This window comes from Ruegeria sp. PrR005, assembly GCF_010500245.1.
GTDB classification, from domain to species: Bacteria; Pseudomonadota; Alphaproteobacteria; order Rhodobacterales; family Rhodobacteraceae; genus Ruegeria_B; species Ruegeria_B marisflavi.
This window is the reverse complement of record NZ_JAAGOX010000011.1, coordinates 29121-43106: the sequence shown is the minus strand read 5'-3', so window position 1 is coordinate 43106 and position 13986 is coordinate 29121. Positions and strand designations below refer to the sequence as shown.

Annotated in this window: 16 protein-coding genes and 1 pseudogene; 6 read left to right on the top strand and 11 right to left on the bottom strand. The window is 64.4% G+C overall.

Annotated features, from left to right (window positions below; all coding sequences use genetic code 11):
- Window position 1 precedes the first annotated feature (1 nt).
- Window positions 2–490 carry a thermonuclease family protein gene (locus G0P99_RS06755; RefSeq protein ID WP_164128632.1) on the top strand — a complete coding sequence of 163 codons (489 nt, stop codon included), beginning with the start codon at window positions 2–4 and terminating at the stop codon, window positions 488–490.
- 31 nt (window positions 491–521) lie between these two features.
- On the opposite strand, the gene G0P99_RS06750 is transcribed toward G0P99_RS06755, so the two are convergent.
- From G0P99_RS06750 to G0P99_RS06725, 6 genes are read right to left on the bottom strand one after another with little or no spacing between them, the layout of a single operon-like run.
- Window positions 522–1370, bottom strand: coding sequence for a phage BR0599 family protein (locus G0P99_RS06750; RefSeq protein WP_164128631.1), 849 nt, complete (start codon window positions 1368–1370; stop codon window positions 522–524).
- A complete protein-coding gene (locus G0P99_RS06745) occupies window positions 1367–3049 on the bottom strand; it encodes a VWA domain-containing protein (RefSeq protein WP_164128630.1) in 1683 nt (560 codons plus the stop codon). The genes G0P99_RS06750 and G0P99_RS06745 overlap by 4 nt, the downstream gene beginning before the upstream one ends.
- Window positions 3042–5522, bottom strand: a complete 2481-nt coding sequence (locus G0P99_RS06740; protein ID WP_164128629.1) for a phage tail tape measure protein — start codon at window positions 5520–5522, stop codon at window positions 3042–3044. Before G0P99_RS06740 ends, G0P99_RS06745 begins: the two co-directional genes overlap by 8 nt.
- Window positions 5515–5700, bottom strand: a complete 186-nt coding sequence (locus G0P99_RS06735; RefSeq protein WP_238906384.1) for a hypothetical protein — start codon at window positions 5698–5700, stop codon at window positions 5515–5517. The genes G0P99_RS06740 and G0P99_RS06735 overlap by 8 nt, the downstream gene beginning before the upstream one ends.
- 41 nt (window positions 5701–5741) lie before the next feature.
- Window positions 5742–6197, bottom strand: coding sequence for a hypothetical protein (locus tag G0P99_RS06730; RefSeq protein ID WP_164128628.1), 456 nt, complete (start codon window positions 6195–6197; stop codon window positions 5742–5744).
- A 2-nt stretch (window positions 6198–6199) separates the two neighbouring features.
- Entirely contained in the window at window positions 6200–7138 is a 939-nt protein-coding gene (locus G0P99_RS06725; protein ID WP_164128627.1) for a phage tail tube protein, read from the bottom strand.
- 67 nt (window positions 7139–7205) lie between these two features.
- Here G0P99_RS06725 and G0P99_RS06720 point away from each other — a divergent pair, with 67 nt between their 5' ends.
- A complete protein-coding gene (locus G0P99_RS06720; RefSeq protein WP_370462723.1) occupies window positions 7206–7634 on the top strand; it encodes a polymer-forming cytoskeletal protein in 429 nt (142 codons plus the stop codon).
- A gap of 13 nt (window positions 7635–7647) precedes the next feature.
- Here G0P99_RS06720 and G0P99_RS06715 read toward each other — a convergent pair whose 3' ends face one another.
- Window positions 7648–8067: an acyl-CoA transferase gene (locus G0P99_RS06715; protein WP_164128625.1), complete on the bottom strand. Its 420-nt coding sequence runs from the start codon at window positions 8065–8067 to the stop codon at window positions 7648–7650.
- Between the two features lie 184 nt (window positions 8068–8251).
- Here G0P99_RS06715 and G0P99_RS06710 point away from each other — a divergent pair, with 184 nt between their 5' ends.
- The 4 genes from G0P99_RS06710 to G0P99_RS06695 all read left to right on the top strand — a co-directional run bounded on the left by G0P99_RS06710 (window position 8252) and on the right by G0P99_RS06695 (window position 11498).
- Entirely contained in the window at window positions 8252–9421 is a 1170-nt protein-coding gene (locus G0P99_RS06710; RefSeq protein ID WP_164128624.1) for an MFS transporter, read from the top strand.
- A gap of 150 nt (window positions 9422–9571) precedes the next feature.
- Window positions 9572–10363: an ATP-binding protein gene (locus tag G0P99_RS06705; protein WP_164128623.1), complete on the top strand. Its 792-nt coding sequence runs from the start codon at window positions 9572–9574 to the stop codon at window positions 10361–10363.
- Between the two features lie 238 nt (window positions 10364–10601).
- On the top strand, window positions 10602–10904 hold the full coding sequence (locus tag G0P99_RS06700; protein ID WP_164128622.1) for an SH3 domain-containing protein: 303 nt from the start codon (window positions 10602–10604) through the stop codon (window positions 10902–10904).
- A gap of 198 nt (window positions 10905–11102) precedes the next feature.
- The gene (locus G0P99_RS06695; RefSeq protein ID WP_164128621.1) at window positions 11103–11498 is read left to right on the top strand and encodes a RidA family protein; all 396 of its coding nucleotides are present in this window, start codon (window positions 11103–11105) and stop codon (window positions 11496–11498) included.
- A gap of 66 nt (window positions 11499–11564) precedes the next feature.
- Here the strand turns inward: G0P99_RS06695 and G0P99_RS06690 are convergent.
- From G0P99_RS06690 to G0P99_RS06675, 4 genes and pseudogenes are all read right to left on the bottom strand, one after another.
- Window positions 11565–12222, bottom strand: a pseudogene (locus G0P99_RS06690) (DUF6441 family protein).
- Entirely contained in the window at window positions 12219–12533 is a 315-nt protein-coding gene (locus tag G0P99_RS06685) for a hypothetical protein (RefSeq protein ID WP_164128620.1), read from the bottom strand. The pseudogene G0P99_RS06690 and the gene G0P99_RS06685 overlap by 4 nt, the downstream one beginning before the upstream one ends.
- 4 nt (window positions 12534–12537) lie before the next feature.
- The gene (locus G0P99_RS06680) at window positions 12538–13560 is read right to left on the bottom strand and encodes a major capsid protein (protein WP_164128619.1); all 1023 of its coding nucleotides are present in this window, start codon (window positions 13558–13560) and stop codon (window positions 12538–12540) included.
- Between the two features lie 26 nt (window positions 13561–13586).
- Complete coding sequence (locus tag G0P99_RS06675; RefSeq protein ID WP_164128618.1) at window positions 13587–13967, bottom strand: head decoration protein; 381 nt, start codon at window positions 13965–13967, stop codon at window positions 13587–13589.
- Window positions 13968–13986: the final 19 nt, after the last annotated feature.

Below are 13986 nucleotides of genomic sequence, written 5' to 3'. Positions count from 1 at the left end.
CATGGGCAGAAGCATCAGATACAAGCGGTACTACCGCCGAAACGCCATGGTGTTTGCGATGTTCGTGTCCTTGGGCGCCCTGGTCCTTTTCGATGTAGAGATCGATGACCCGTTCAGCAGCTTCAAATCTACGGAACGCAATACTGTTCGTATCCTGAACGGTGGAAACGCCAGCACCGGCATCCGTCCGCAGTCTGGCTCTGGCGCGCGTAGCCTGACCGGGCCCGTTACCCATGTACGGGATGGCGACACGATCGAAGTCTCCGGCACCCCGATCCGTATCGCCAATCTCGACTGCGCCGAAAAGGGTTCTCTGGCCGGAAACAGGGCAACCGCACGGATGAAAGAGCTCGCCCGATCGGAAACCCTGACCTGTTCCTTGTCCGGGAAACGGTCCTATGATCGCGTCGTCGGAACCTGTGCCTTGCCGGACGGCCAGGACATTGGCGCGGTGCTGATCGCCGAAGGGGTCTGCGGCCGCTGGCGGTGACCCAAGAAGCGGTTCAGGTCCGAACACGCCCTCAAATGATACTCGTCCCCCCGAACGGGTTCCTGCCCGGAATATCCGGGAACCCGCCGAAGTTCAGAAGGTTGCCAAATCGGTTCGCACAGGTGTCGCGGCGCAGATCGCAGCCGGGGGCGATCTGGATGTTGGCGGTGACGTCGGGATCGTCGATTTCCGCCTCGAGTGCAGGCATGCGGCCTGAGAGCGTCAGGGTGACACCGGTGTGCCCGGTGATGAAGCCCGGAAGGCCTGCGTGGCGTAACACGCCGCCGCGATACCAGCCGTCGGGTTGCGCGGCCGCCTCGGGTACGATGATCTGTTGGCCGGATCGGGTCGTCGCTGTCGCGGGCACCAGGAAGTTCTCGATATCGAGCCGGCAGCCACCGGCATAGAGAACATGACGGCAGAGCCGCTGATAGCGGGCGCGCACGCCCTGGCGGCGCATGGCGGTGAAGAGCGACTCGGACCTGAGAACGATCCGGACCCCTTCCATCCGGGCCGAGACAATGCGCCCCTTCCAGTGCGCGACCAACTCGCCCGGCACCTGTTCATGGCCGCGGAAGATGGTCAGCGTGGTGACAGATGATCCCCTTGGCCCGAGCCAGCGGCGGGCGAAGGGATCAGACAGCGGAAAGGTGAGGCTCAGATCGACCCGGCGCGGATCGCCGCTCTGGACGACATTGCCATGTGCGAGCGCGGAGGCAGACCAGGTTGTATCCTCTGGCTCGTCAGAAAGCGTGCCGCCGGGCACCACCCAGTCCGAGGACCGGCTGGCAAAGCGCCAGGTCTGCGGGCCTTCGGCAAAGCGATAGAGAAAGAGCGGTCGCCCTTCCGCGGTCGAGATCTCGAGATCATCATAGGTCATGGGGCCGGATCCGGGATTTCCAGAACGGGAAAGCTGACTTCTGTGCCTGCAGGCCGATGCTCGATCTCGATCCGGTCGGTGTCGAGCCGCACCAGGGTCAGGAGATGCCCCGGCGTGGTGATCGGCACATCCCGGTCGAGCGGGTCGATCCCGAAGCGCAGGCCCAGCGGATCGAGGCTGGCGCTGGTGATCACGCGGAAGATCGGCTGTCCCGGCAGGTCCAGCAGCACATGCCGGCCAATCCAGTCGGAGGGCTCAAGGTGCGGCGTCCCGATCAGGGCATCGTCGCCGGCAAGCGCCTCCTGCTGCAGGGCAAGTTCCCGTCCCCAGGTGGGGAGCCAGAACGCCCGGGCGCGCCCGCGCAGGTGATGCAGCCAGCGCCGCCGAGACCATGTATTTGCGGGGCCCATGTCCTTCAACGTCAGAACGGACCCATGTTCCACCAAATCACGCAGGGGTTCGAACACGACCGGGCCCAGCCCGCTGTCGACACCTTCGAAGCTCTGCGACAGGGTCTGGGCCAAAGGCTGGCGCAGGACACTCGGGTCCATCAGCACATCCCGGCCGCGGTAGCGCGGACTGCCGAAGAGCGTCCCAAGCAGCGTGTCGCGCAGGCTGTCGGTATCACCCGGCGCAATCACCGGCACGCCATCGGACGGGGTGTTGTCCAGCATCGCGGTCCAGCTGGTATTGGTGAGCCCGATGTTGAACCCGTAGACTTCGACATCTGCGATCGTCTCCAGCAGGGCCACGGCCGCGGTGGCGGAACTCAACGGATAGGGCTCCCCATCGGTCAGAAACAGGATGATCCGTCGCTTGGCTCCACCGCCGGCAAAGAAGCCCTGGGCTTCGCTGAGTGCCATGGCAAAATCCGTACCGCCCCGCAGCACCGGCGGCTGGGCCAGCCAGTCCGACAGGTACGTGAGATCCTGGCGATCGGCGTCGCGGCGCACCTGCATGTCGGCGACCGTTTCGTTCCAGAGCAGGATGCAGATGTCGTTGCGCAAGGCGGGTGGCACGCTGCCGGCCAGTTCATCGACCAGGGCCCGCACCGCTGCCATGGCCGCGGTGATCTTGGCCCCGGACATGGACGTGCTGGTATCCACGGCAATGTAGAGGGCTGTTCCCCGCAGCCCGGAAAGATCGGCACTTTCCTGCAGCAGGAACCGTGCGGTGACAAAGCCGAGATCTGCGTGCCGGTGTTCGATCTCGAGCGGCGCCAGCAAGCGGGCCCGCTGCGCAGGTGCGATCACCGGCCGGGTGAGAGCGACCCCGGCTGTAGCTGTCAGGTCAATTCCGTCCGGATGTACCGCGGCAAGAGTAAGCAGATAGGCATCCCCGCCATTGCTGGCGGCAACGGCAAAGCCCGGTGCCCGGAAATCGGCGTAACGCGCCGCGATGCTCAGGCTAGTCTCTCCCAATGTGATGTCATCACCACTGCGGTCGGCCATGTGCCAGAGCGGAACGATCCACTCGCCCGCCAGACCCCGGCGGGCCAGTGCGAGGGCCTCGGCAAGACCGGGGCCGTCGAGCCGGTGGCGCAGGGTCAGCACCTCGCGCGGGGCATCTCTGAGCGAAAGCCGCTGTTCACCGGCCTCGCTCTGCAAAACATCCGTGCGCCAGTCCAGGACTTCGGTCGCCGGGCCATGTGCGGCAAAGGGCCAGAGGAGATCAGCCATCAAAAGCCCCTCTGTTGCGGCGGATCACGTTGAGGATGGCCCGTTCGCCGGCCGGGGTTGCGAGATAGTCGCCCACCAGCCCGGGATCGAGCACGTTGATGATCCGGGGCGCGATCTGCGGCGCGGGTTGCGTTGTCCCGGCTTCCACCCCCAGCCGTCCGCCGGGTCCCCGGCGCAGTGGCAGGATTGCTTCCGGCCCGGCCTCGCCCATGAGACCGATGCCACGAGCAAAGGGAAACACGGTCGGGCGATCCACAATGCCGCTCCCCAGAACCCCACCGCGAGCAAAGGCGGTGATCTGGCCCGAGTGCGCAAAGACACCGCCCCTGGCAAAGCCGCCGCCGAAGAGCCCGCCGATGGCCTTGGTGATCCAGCCAAAGAAACCGCCGCCGGACGCTCCTGCCCCGCCACCGGAGAAGGCGCGGAAGAGCGCATCCTCGATTGGCTTGAAGGCCGAGTCGATCAGGCGGTTGGCGAGGTTCTGAGCAATACCGGATACCGCCTGCGCAAAGCTGCGCCAGCTGAGCTCGCCGGACTTGAGCGCCTCTTTCAGCGGACCGGTGATGTCCTCTGCCAGACCCTTGGCCAGCTCCTTCGTGCGTTCGATGGCACTCTTCGCCCCATCCCAGGCCTTGCTCCCGGCCTCTGCCGCCTGCTTCAGCGCCCCGCCCGCGCCACCGGCGGCAGATCGCGCCCGCCCCAGTGCGGCTTCGGTCTCGCTGAGGGCCGCGTTCAGCCGTTCTGTAGCGGCTGTGGCCTCGGCAGTTTCGTCGCCATTCTGGCCAGACCCGGAGACGGCCGCGCGCAAGACATCCAGTGCGGTGAGCGGTGCCGTGGCCTGGCCTGCAAGATCGAGGGACGTGGCCTGCGCCGCGTTGGCCCGACCGCGCGCGGCATCGGCGGCAGCAACCAGCCCAAGATCGGGCACGGTGAGCGGATTGTCGGCAAAGGCGCGGTCGAAGGCGGCTTGAGTCACACCTGCGGCATTTGACGCGGCGCCTTCGAAGCGGTTTTCGATCTGGCCAAGGTCGAGATCGGGCACGACCGGGATGCGGCGTTCGACGCCGAGCGCTTCAAGCCCGGCATTGACGCCGGAGATGAACCCGTTGATCCGGGCAACGACACCGTTCAGCATCGCCTCGACGCCGGCAATCAGGCTGTTGGCGGCCTGGAAGGCGATATCGCCGATCGCGGCGGGCAACAGGCCCCAGATCGCCTTGATCGCTTCGAAGGTGCCTTCGAAGCTGTTCACGACCGTATTGGAAAAACCCACGACCCCCTCAAGCGCCCCCTGCAGCGCGGACGCGGCGTCGGCCTCAAACCCGGCAAACCCGGCCTCGAAGGCTGCAACTACACTCGCCAAGCCGAGCCCAATCCGTTCCCAGACCTCGGATGCGAGATCGCCAAGCAAAGCCATCGCGTTGCCGAACCCGCCCGCACCCGAGACGAGGCGCGTGAACTGAAACACGAGTTCGCCCGCGCCGACGATGAGCGCCCCGATGCCGGTCCGGATAAACGCGCCGCGCAGGACAACGAGCGCCGTGGCGAGACCGCGGATGGAGAGGGCTGCTGCCGTCAGACCAGCGACCCAACGGCCTGCGAGGAAGGCGGCAAAGGTGGCGGCATAAGTAGTGAGTCGGCCGATATTGTCGAAGAGCCCGGTGATGGCTTGTCCCAATGGCCCGGTGCGGCTGGCGACTGCCGCCATGGCGTTGGCCACAGCTTCCAGCGCGGGTGCCGCGGCGACGGCAAGCTGGTTCGAGAGCCCGCGCCAGATGAGGCCCAACCGGGAGATCGCATCGTTCGTGCGCTCGATCTGGTCGGCATCCTGTTCGGAGACGACGACCCCGAAGGCGCGCACGTCTTCCGTCGCCTGGCGCAGCGTTGCAGTGTCGATCCGGCTCATGGCGATGGAGCCTTCCTCGCCGAAAAGCTGGCCCGCGACAGCGGCGCGCTCTGCGGCCGGTACAAAGCTCTCGATGGCGGCGTTGATCGCGCCCACGCGCTGCTCCAGCGGCAGCGCGATCAGGTCGTTGGCGGACAGCCCGAGCCGGTTTAGCGCGTCGGCGGCCGGGCCGGTCCCGGTAGCTGCCTGACTTAGACGGCGCGTCAGATCCTTGGTCGCCTGTTCGATGCCGGACATCGACACGCCGGCCAGTTCGCCCGCGCGCTCCAGCGTCTGGATCGAGGCAACGGTGGTGCCGAGGGACTGCGCAAGCTTGGCCTGCGCATCGACGGTTTCCAGCCCGGACCGGACCATGGTCACACCAGCCGCCATGGCAGCGGCGACGGCGGCAGCCGCAGCCACCTTCACGCGGCGGGCAAAACCCGCGAGCCGGGCGTTCGCCGCTTCCATCTCGCGGCTGAGGCGGCCGAAGCCGCGGGCGCCGGCCTCGCCCACGCCTTCCAGTTCGGCGCGCACCTGCCGTCCACCGACCGCGGCAAGGCGGACAGCGACCCTCTTCTCAGCCATCGGAACGTTCCATCTGTTCGTTGTATTTGGCGACCATCACCGCTTCGATGACGGGGAGGAGTTCGGCTGTGGCCAGAGGCGGGATGCCGAGGGCATTACTCAGTGCCAGTGCCGCGGTCAGATCCCAGCCGATCACCGCGCCGGGAAGGACGCGCAGCTGGCCGCCGATGCGACCCACCAGGTCCCAGACTTGCCAGCCTTCGAGGGTCAGCGGCTGGTTCAGCCGCGTCGGGCAGTCTTCGCACGCTTGCGCGCCGGCGCCGCAGGGTTCGCAACCCTCGCAGTAGCGCTCGCCCCCGCCGAAGGACCATTCGGCGAGAGCGCGGAGGCGTTTTTTTCCTGCTCCAGCAACAGGCCCTTGGACACGTAGGTCAGCTGGAAGGCCTCGAAGATCGGCCAGATGTCGAGCAGTGCGTCGATGGCCTCGGGGCTCGGGTCGATGGGTTTGCCCTCCGCATCGCCGATGCCTTCCCAGGCAAGCACCGCCCGCCGCGCCAGCGCCTTGGCGAAGGCAACAGCACGTTCCTCGTCGGAGGCCTCCTCTGGCACCACCTCCACCAACCGATCGCTTCGCGTCGCGACCATCAGCGCGGTGGTCAGCGGGCGCAGCTGCAGCCGGACGCCAGGCGCGAGGTCATGCCAGCGCGGCGCGTTGGTCAGGTCGAGCGTCAGCATTCTCAATATACCTCGATGTCGTTGATCAATGTTGCGGTGCACATCCGGCCGACGGCGCCGTCGCGGGCGGCCTGCCAGTCGAATGTGGCCTGCACGCCCTGCGGCCCGGAAATCTCGATCCGTGGCCGCGGCAGGTAGACAGCGTGCACGGTAAAGGTGAAACTCTCGCCCGAGGGCAGCACATAGGCGAACTCCATCTCGCAAGCCTCACCGTTGATCGCCTGCGTCACCAGCGTGCTGTCTGCAAAGCGCACCTCGATGGAGCCGGTCAGCGCCGCAATGGACGGGTCCGCGCCGTCGATCCGCCCGTCGCTGCGAATGGTCTCGATCCGGTCGAGGTTGTTGGCATAGGTGATGTCCGCGGAGACGACATTGCCGAGCGCCGAGCCGTTGCGGGTGACCTGTCCGTTGAAATGGCCGAACCGCTTCAAGGCAATGTCTGCCAGCGCACCGGCACTAGACGCCGTGCCCACCGTCTCGCCCTGTGCCACCAGCCGCACGGTCGCCGTTAGCAGCCCCGACCGCTGCATCTGCCAACTGAGTTGGTCGAGCACGCAGCCCGAGTACATCGCATAGCGCGGCACCTCCGGCATGCCGGTCTCGATGGAGAGGCTCGGCAGCGTCCAGGATCCGGACTGGAACGCATGCGTCCAGGGGCCTGTGCCCGTGGTCGTCGGTGCGCCGAAGGCCGCCTTCAGCCAGAAGCCGAAGGCCTCCGCGTCGAGCGGCACGACGACATCGCCGTCCGCCGTCACCGCATCCTTGATCGGCGCCAGCGGATCGCGGCCATAGCCGAGAAGCTCGGAGTTCAAGAGCGGCTGCTCCGCGCCAAGCGTGGTGCTGGCAAACGGCATCTTCGTGAAACCGCCAGCAGGCGGTGTGCCATAGACGGTCTCGAACGCAAGCGCCATCTGCGCCCGCGCCCCTTGGGCTCGTGCCATCGTAGTCTCCTTATTCAGGAATGTTTTGGTCTATCTTTCGGGGGACGGAGGCCGCTAAGGTCTCCGAATGCCGTTACTTCGGCGATGCTGGCCATGCCAGCAGGCCGTTCGAGGATTACAGACCATGTCGCAAACCGACCCATCATCGCATTCTCAAACACCGACCGGCCAACGCGGTGGTCGATCGCATCTCGCCGCAGGCACGAAACTTTCGGGCGATCTCACTGTACCGGGTCTCATGGAACTGCTTGGACATGCCGATGGCACGATTGTCGCCGACGGCATCGTGATCGAGGAAGGCGGGTCGGTTGTCGGCGAGCTGCGGGCCGGAAGCATCGCGATCAAGGGTAGTTTCGAAGGCCGGATCGTCGGCGGTGACGTCCGACTGCAATCCGGCGCCCGCGTGTCCGGAGAAATCACCTACGCCAAGCTCGTCATCGAGGCCGGGGCCGAAGTGAATGCGGCCTGTTCCCGGGCATCGCAGGCCAGCGCCTGACCTCCAATTTCGGTCAGGTCAGCGGGTCGGCCGTGGTGTAGTGCAGGACGACCGGGATCACGGCCGCCTTCAGGCTCGCTGCGCCCTCTACGGCCAGATCGACCGGTCGCGGCGCTTCCGCCTCGACCCAGTCACATAGCCCGCCCAACGTGCGGTCGGCGGCGAGCGCCGCGCCGATGCTGGCGGTCAGCGTGTCGAAGGAACTGTCACGGTCGGTGCCCTGAACCACAGCCTCGATCTCGGCGCGGTGCTGATAGTGGTAGGCCAGCGGCGACAGAGTCACATCGGGCGCGCCCGGCTCGCCATCGCGCAGGATCAGCAGGCCTGCGGCCGGCACGCGCTCGGGAAGCACCTCGCCGCGCAGCGCGGTGGCGGGCAGCACTGAGATCCGCGCGTGCAGCGCGGTGAGGATGGTTTCGCGGGAGGTGGGCATGATTGTTCGCTAACCAGCAGAAACACAAAATGTCGGGGTGGAGGCTGAAGCGGACCTATGGGAACTCAGCCTCAATCGTGCGCGAGGCCAAAATGCTTGCATGGTTCTCGACTTTGGACTTAGCGTGGCTGAGACACGCCGCAGATCACGTCACATCGCATCGTTGTCTTGGAGGATTTCTCTCGTGCCGAAACGATGGGTTGTTCTGTTTGTGCTGTTTTTCGCCCGAACGGTCATGGCCATCCAGTTTCAGTCCGTGGCAGCACTGTCTCCGTTCATCATGGACAGCCTCGCGATAACGCTGACGGAGATAGGGATCCTGATCGGCCTCTTCTCGGGACCCGGTATCATTGTCGCGGTTGCGGGCGGTGCGGTTGCAAGCTGGTTTGGCGACAAGCGGACCGTCATCGCAAGTCTGGTGCTCATGGTCGTCGGCGCAGCGATCTTCACGACAACGACGACTCTTGCATGGGCTGTTGCCGGTCGGATCATCTCAGCCGTCGGTGGGCTGGTTCTCAACGTTCTGATGACCAAGATGGTGATCGACTGGTTCGCCGGGAGGAATGTTTCAACGGCCCTGGCGATCTTCATCAGCTCCTGGCCCGTCGGGATCGCGCTTGGTCTGCTGATACTGCCACCAATCGCTGCCAATGCGGATTTGCGGACAGCCTGGATGGCCCTGACGATCCTCACCGTGGCGGCGCTTCTGCTCTTCGCCTTCGTCTACAAGTTGCCTCCCGGCGCGGTAGCCGGTAACCCGCGGATCAGCTTCTCTGCTCTGCCCTGGACGCCACTGGCATTCGCCGCAATTCTGTGGGGCCTCTACAATTGCGCATTCGCGATGATCTTCAGCTTCGGCACCCTTGTTCTCGCTGAGCGCGGCATGCCGGTCATCGCGGCCAGTTCCGCGATCAGCTTCTACATCATTGCCGGCGCGATATCGATTCCGGTCGGAGGATGGCTGGCGGATCGGACCGGACAGCCCGATCGGATCATCCTCGTCAGTCTGATTGGCGGCATGCTCGTATTTCCAGCTGTTCTTTATCTGCCAAACAGCTTCTTGCTCGCCGTACTTGTGCTGGGCGGCCTGCTGGCCGGGCTGGCGCCAGGGCCCGTGGTCGCCATGCCCGGCCTTATTCTTACGCCTGACATGCGCGCCTTCGGGACCGGCGTATTCTACTCCATCTACTATGTGCTGATGATGATCGCACCGGCTTTGGCGGGCGCCCTTGCCGATTTCGTCGGCGATGTCAGCGTCGCCTTCGTTCTGGGCGCCGGGATGATGCTGCTCGCGATTCTTGCGCATTGGGCATTTCGGCAAACAGCCTCTCCGCCGCAGGTCGCGGGATCATGATCCGGCCATCGCGACAGACGAAGACAAAGCCGCGTGGCTCACAGGCCTGGCCTGATCAATGACGGCCTGAGAGGAAAGGCTATGACGGACCGTGGTTTCGCAGAGACCGAGAATGGCAGGATCCTGGCCGGGATGGCCCGAAACTGTCGCATGATCTTTTTCACCGGGCTGCCAGCGTCCGGCAAATCGTTCTTTCTGCGTGCGCTTCTCTCGATTGCAGGGGGTGCCGGGCGCCGCGTCCATCTGATGCGATGGGATGCGGGCCTCGCCTCGTTTCAGACGGATGAAATCCTGGCACGCTACCCGGATGTCGCGGACGGAAGCCACCCGATCGTCCGAAAGGCCGCGGGATTATGGGGACGGCAGGCCGTTGCGCGCTGGCTGGACATGCATCCGGATCACGCGGACCTTCTCGTCGGAGAGGTCCCCATCGTCGGGAACAGGTTTTCCGAGTTGGTGAAAGTGCTTCCCGATGAGGTTGAGGCCACCTTGGCATCGCAGGAGACGGCTTTTGTTTATCCAGTGCCGACCAGGGAGATGCGGGGAAAGCTGGAAGCCCTTCGGAGAGAGACCTTCGCGAACCCAAGGCATCCGGATGAGGCCAGGGATGCTCCTCCCGCCACCATGGACATGGCCTGGAAGCTGACCTGCAAGAAGTCCATCGAACTCGGATTAGTCCAAGCGGCGGACGCCGAAAGCACGCCCGCATATGACACGGCAGTGTATCGCCGGTTCTTCGACCATCTGCTGCAGCACCGGAACGCGCGGGCTCTGGATGTGGACATGTTCTATACAAGCAGCGGATCACCCCACGATATTCAGGGTGGTGTTTCGGAAATCTTCGCGACACCCGGAGAAGTAGAGGACGCGATAGCAGCGATCGAAGCTGTCATGGACTCCGAAGCCGCCGCCCGAGCGGTCGAAAACTGGTATCGAATGTGATCTGTCTGCGGTGGCTGACGTGTCCCGCAAAGCCGACGTCACCGGATTTTGCCCTCCGCCCAGTTCACCACAATCAACCCCGGTACGCAATCGAGCGCCCGCTCGACTTGGCGTTCGAGATCCAGTGGGTTTGGCAGTCAGATTGTTGTTAGAAGTCCAACCCTGCCATTGTGTCGATGTTTCTTTCATCCGGCCGACGAACTACGATCCTCATCGAGGCAGATTACAGGAGAAGACGATGCGCAAAGCCATTTTCGTCGCAATTGCAGCGGTTTTTATCGGAACTCTCCTGAGTTCCAACCCTGCAACGGCCGGGTCGCTCGGACGCTTCGAGGTTTCCGGCGTCGAAGGAGATGACATGCTCAAGATGCGTGCAGGCCCAGGAACCGGGTACCGCGTGATCCTTGGTCTGCCGAACGGTACCGTGCTGCGCGTCCACACATGCGAGCAAACCGGAGGCACGCGCTGGTGCCGCGTGTCCCTGGAGCAAGCACGTGGGCTCCAGGGGTATGTATCCTGGGCATACCTCCGGAAACTGTGACCGAAAGCCTCCGGCTCACCTTCGCGCAAGACAAGCAGGCCGTTGGCCGGAACGCGCTTGAATAGCAGTGACAGCTGTGCACAGAGCTTGGCGTGAATGGTTGCGCGGAAGGTGGGCATCGAAGGGTTTGTTTGCTTTTTGATGGAATTCGCAGAACAGTCTTCAGACCGGCGGTTTTGGCGAACAAGGGAGCAAGCCATGGATCAGCAACGTATCGACCCGGGTTGGGCTTGGGCAAAGGCGCTCAATATTTCCGCCGGCGTCAAAGTCGGCGACACGATCTATCTCTCTGGGACGGTCGCTTTCGACAAAGATGGCAACGTTGTCGGAGAGGGTGACGTCTACGCTCAGGCCAAACAGATCTTCAAGAATATCGAAGAAGCGCTCATCAGTGCCGGTTCCTCCATGGTTGATGTGGTCAAGATCACCACGTTTCTTACCGACATGGCTGGTTACCGGGACTTTGGCCGAGCTCGAACAGAGGCATTCCCAAAAGGCGTTCCAGCCAGTGCGGCCTATGCTACGACTGCACTGATCAAGCCAGAACTCCTGGTCGAGGTAGAGGCAATTGCAATCGTTGGCAGTGGCAGCTGAAAGACTGACCCTTTGGGTCCGGCAATTTGGTCTTCTGGTCTCTGGGCTGGTTTGAGCTTCCGCCAATTAAAACCGATCTTTCACCCACCTCACCACAATCAACCCCGGCACGCTGTCGAGCGCCCGCTCGGCATCCCGCCCGAGATCCAGCCGCTTCGGCATCCCGCCCGAGATCCAGCCGCTTCGGCAGCCTGACCTGAGGCACCAGCAGGAAAATCGGCACCGTCGCGCGCCCACGGCCCGTCTTCGACCGTGATGCCACGCCAAGACCCCGGCTGTTCAGCCGTCCTTCGGCGACGAGCAGGCTCGGCCCCCGGCGCCGATAGACAAACCGCAACCTTAGCCCGCGCCGCTGTTCCCATTCGCCCGGCGTGATCCGCCCACCGCGCAGGGATTTGCCTGCGGCGGGCAGCGGGATCGCGAGCCAAAACCCGTCCTTCGAACGGATCAGCGGCCCGGTGTCATGAGCGCTGACAATGACTGGCGCCTTCGACCAGACCAGCGCCGCGGCGTTGAGGCTCTCACCCGCCTTGGGGAACGTCTGGCTTCGGATCGAGTTGGCGAGCCGTCCCCCGAGCCCTGCTTGCGCGATCTGACCGCGCCAGGCGGTCTTGAGCCCGGTGCCCGCCTCGCGCATGGCCGAGGTCACAGCCCTTTCGCCGGCCTTCACCTCGGCCGCCATCATCGTGACGATGTCAGGATCAATGTCGAGCTTCAGCTTCATGCGGGCCGCAGATCCAGGGTCCAGATCAGCCGCTCGCGATCCCGGATTGGTTCGCCCTGGATCACATGGCTGTCGGCGCCGATGACGATCAGATCGCCCGGACGCGGGGTCGGCAGGTCGGCAGCCCGGACGTCCACCATCGTCGTGTCGCTGACCAAGCGCCCCGCGCCGAAGTCGGTAATGCGGTCCGGGGCGCGGACAATCACCCGGATCGGACGTTCCTCCGAGGTGGTGGCTGAGATCCAGAGGGCCGGGGCCGCCATGGAGGCATTGGCGAAGATGCGGTCCATGGCGGCGGCAAAGGCAGACATGATGTCAGTTCGAACTGTGGATCCGGATCGCAAGACGGGGTCGCTTGTTGACCGGCAGGATCGAGGCCTCGGTCATCAGATCGACCCAGCGCCCCTTCGCGTCTAGATGCTGGCGGGCATAGAGTGGCAGGCCGATGGTGTTTGCGGTCTCCAGCAGGTTTGCCGGGCCGCCATAGGTGGTGAAGGTGTCCATCGTGCCCATGGGGAAGGCGATCCCCTCGTTGGCTGGAACCAGCCGTTCGATGGCCTTGGTCGAGAGGGTGACGGTGCCGGCATATTCTTCGAAGAGGATTCCGCCGAAGGGGAAGTTGCGGCGGACATCCTCGCGCAAGGGCTGGGCGCCGGTGGCGGCATAGAACTTGTAGGCCTCTTCGGTCTTCGGGTGGCTGATCAACTTGTCGAAGAACTCGCGGCTGACAAGGGCATGCACGCTGGTCATCGCCTCACCCAGCAGATTGTCCTCGATGGCCCGCAGCACCTCGCGCACCTTGCCCTGCACATTGGTGCCGGCTGTGCCGAGCAGGAAGTCGACCGAGATCTGCGCCAGACCAAATTCGGTGAAGTAATTGTAAAGGGTGGTTCCTGCGCCATCCTTCACGATGCCGCGGAGCGCATTCATCTCCATGTATTCGCGGGTCTGGGCATGTTTGCGCCGCATGAAGAGAAGCTTGCGGTTCATCACCTCGACCAGTGTATCGGCAGCATCAAAGGTCCCGGGGGCTGGTTGACCCTGGATATCGGCCGGCAGGAGCACATCGTCATGCGGGATCCAGGGCAGGGCAAAGCTGCGCATCGCGCGGCCCTCGCGGGTGCCGACGGTGGCCGGGCCGCCCAAGGAGACCGAGGGCAAAAGGCTCAGGACGCCTTCGTGCTGTTCGATGATCACCGAGCGCTGGCTCACACCTTCGAAGCGGAAGAGGCCGATCTGGGCGAGGCGGGTGTAGAGATTGGGCAGGATGTTGATGGCCTGCGTCATCTCGGCCAGCGAATAGCCGCCGGCGTCAAAAGGATTGCGGATCAGGGTCATGGGAGTGCTCCGGGGGACAGGGAGGATCAGACGCCGTCGCGGGCGATGATGCCGAGAGCGGCAAGCTGGTCGAGCTTGGCGGTGATCTTGGCGGCATCATCGACACTGCCGTCATAGGCAAGCTCTGCCCGCGAGACGATGGCGGGTCCGCGGGCGATGACAATGCCCACGGCGTCGGCCAGGGTTGCATCCACGGCATAGAGCAGAACGCCGCTGGCGGTCTCCGCCCCATCGCTGCCTGCGTCAGATGAGAGCGTGTGTTTGCCGCTGGCGGTGATCTTTCCGAGGACGGAGCCGACCGGGAAGGGCATCCCGGCGGCCAGGGTCACCACCTCGCGGGTGTAGTTCGGGTTGAGCTCATATTTGAGGACATCGCCCATGCTGGGCGGTTGCGTCAGAACGGGCATGGTTCAGTCTCCGGGATGT

What these genes read in the sequence shown, in the direction of transcription:
- G0P99_RS06755 (WP_164128632.1), top strand. Translation starts at nt 2, where the DNA reads ATGGGCAGAAGCATCAGATACAAGCGGTACTACCGCCGAAACGCCATG.
- G0P99_RS06750 (WP_164128631.1), bottom strand. Translation starts at nt 1,370, where the DNA reads ATGACCTATGATGATCTCGAGATCTCGACCGCGGAAGGGCGACCGCTC.
- G0P99_RS06745 (WP_164128630.1), bottom strand. Translation starts at nt 3,049, where the DNA reads ATGGCTGATCTCCTCTGGCCCTTTGCCGCACATGGCCCGGCGACCGAA.
- G0P99_RS06740 (WP_164128629.1), bottom strand. Translation starts at nt 5,522, where the DNA reads ATGGCTGAGAAGAGGGTCGCTGTCCGCCTTGCCGCGGTCGGTGGACGG.
- G0P99_RS06730 (WP_164128628.1), bottom strand. Translation starts at nt 6,197, where the DNA reads ATGCTGACGCTCGACCTGACCAACGCGCCGCGCTGGCATGACCTCGCG.
- G0P99_RS06725 (WP_164128627.1), bottom strand. Translation starts at nt 7,138, where the DNA reads ATGGCACGAGCCCAAGGGGCGCGGGCGCAGATGGCGCTTGCGTTCGAG.
- G0P99_RS06720 (WP_370462723.1), top strand. Translation starts at nt 7,206, where the DNA reads ATGCCGTTACTTCGGCGATGCTGGCCATGCCAGCAGGCCGTTCGAGGA.
- G0P99_RS06715 (WP_164128625.1), bottom strand. Translation starts at nt 8,067, where the DNA reads ATGCCCACCTCCCGCGAAACCATCCTCACCGCGCTGCACGCGCGGATC.
- G0P99_RS06705 (WP_164128623.1), top strand. Translation starts at nt 9,572, where the DNA reads ATGATCTTTTTCACCGGGCTGCCAGCGTCCGGCAAATCGTTCTTTCTG.
- G0P99_RS06700 (WP_164128622.1), top strand. Translation starts at nt 10,602, where the DNA reads ATGCGCAAAGCCATTTTCGTCGCAATTGCAGCGGTTTTTATCGGAACT.
- G0P99_RS06695 (WP_164128621.1), top strand. Translation starts at nt 11,103, where the DNA reads ATGGATCAGCAACGTATCGACCCGGGTTGGGCTTGGGCAAAGGCGCTC.
- G0P99_RS06685 (WP_164128620.1), bottom strand. Translation starts at nt 12,533, where the DNA reads ATGTCTGCCTTTGCCGCCGCCATGGACCGCATCTTCGCCAATGCCTCC.
- G0P99_RS06680 (WP_164128619.1), bottom strand. Translation starts at nt 13,560, where the DNA reads ATGACCCTGATCCGCAATCCTTTTGACGCCGGCGGCTATTCGCTGGCC.
- G0P99_RS06675 (WP_164128618.1), bottom strand. Translation starts at nt 13,967, where the DNA reads ATGCCCGTTCTGACGCAACCGCCCAGCATGGGCGATGTCCTCAAATAT.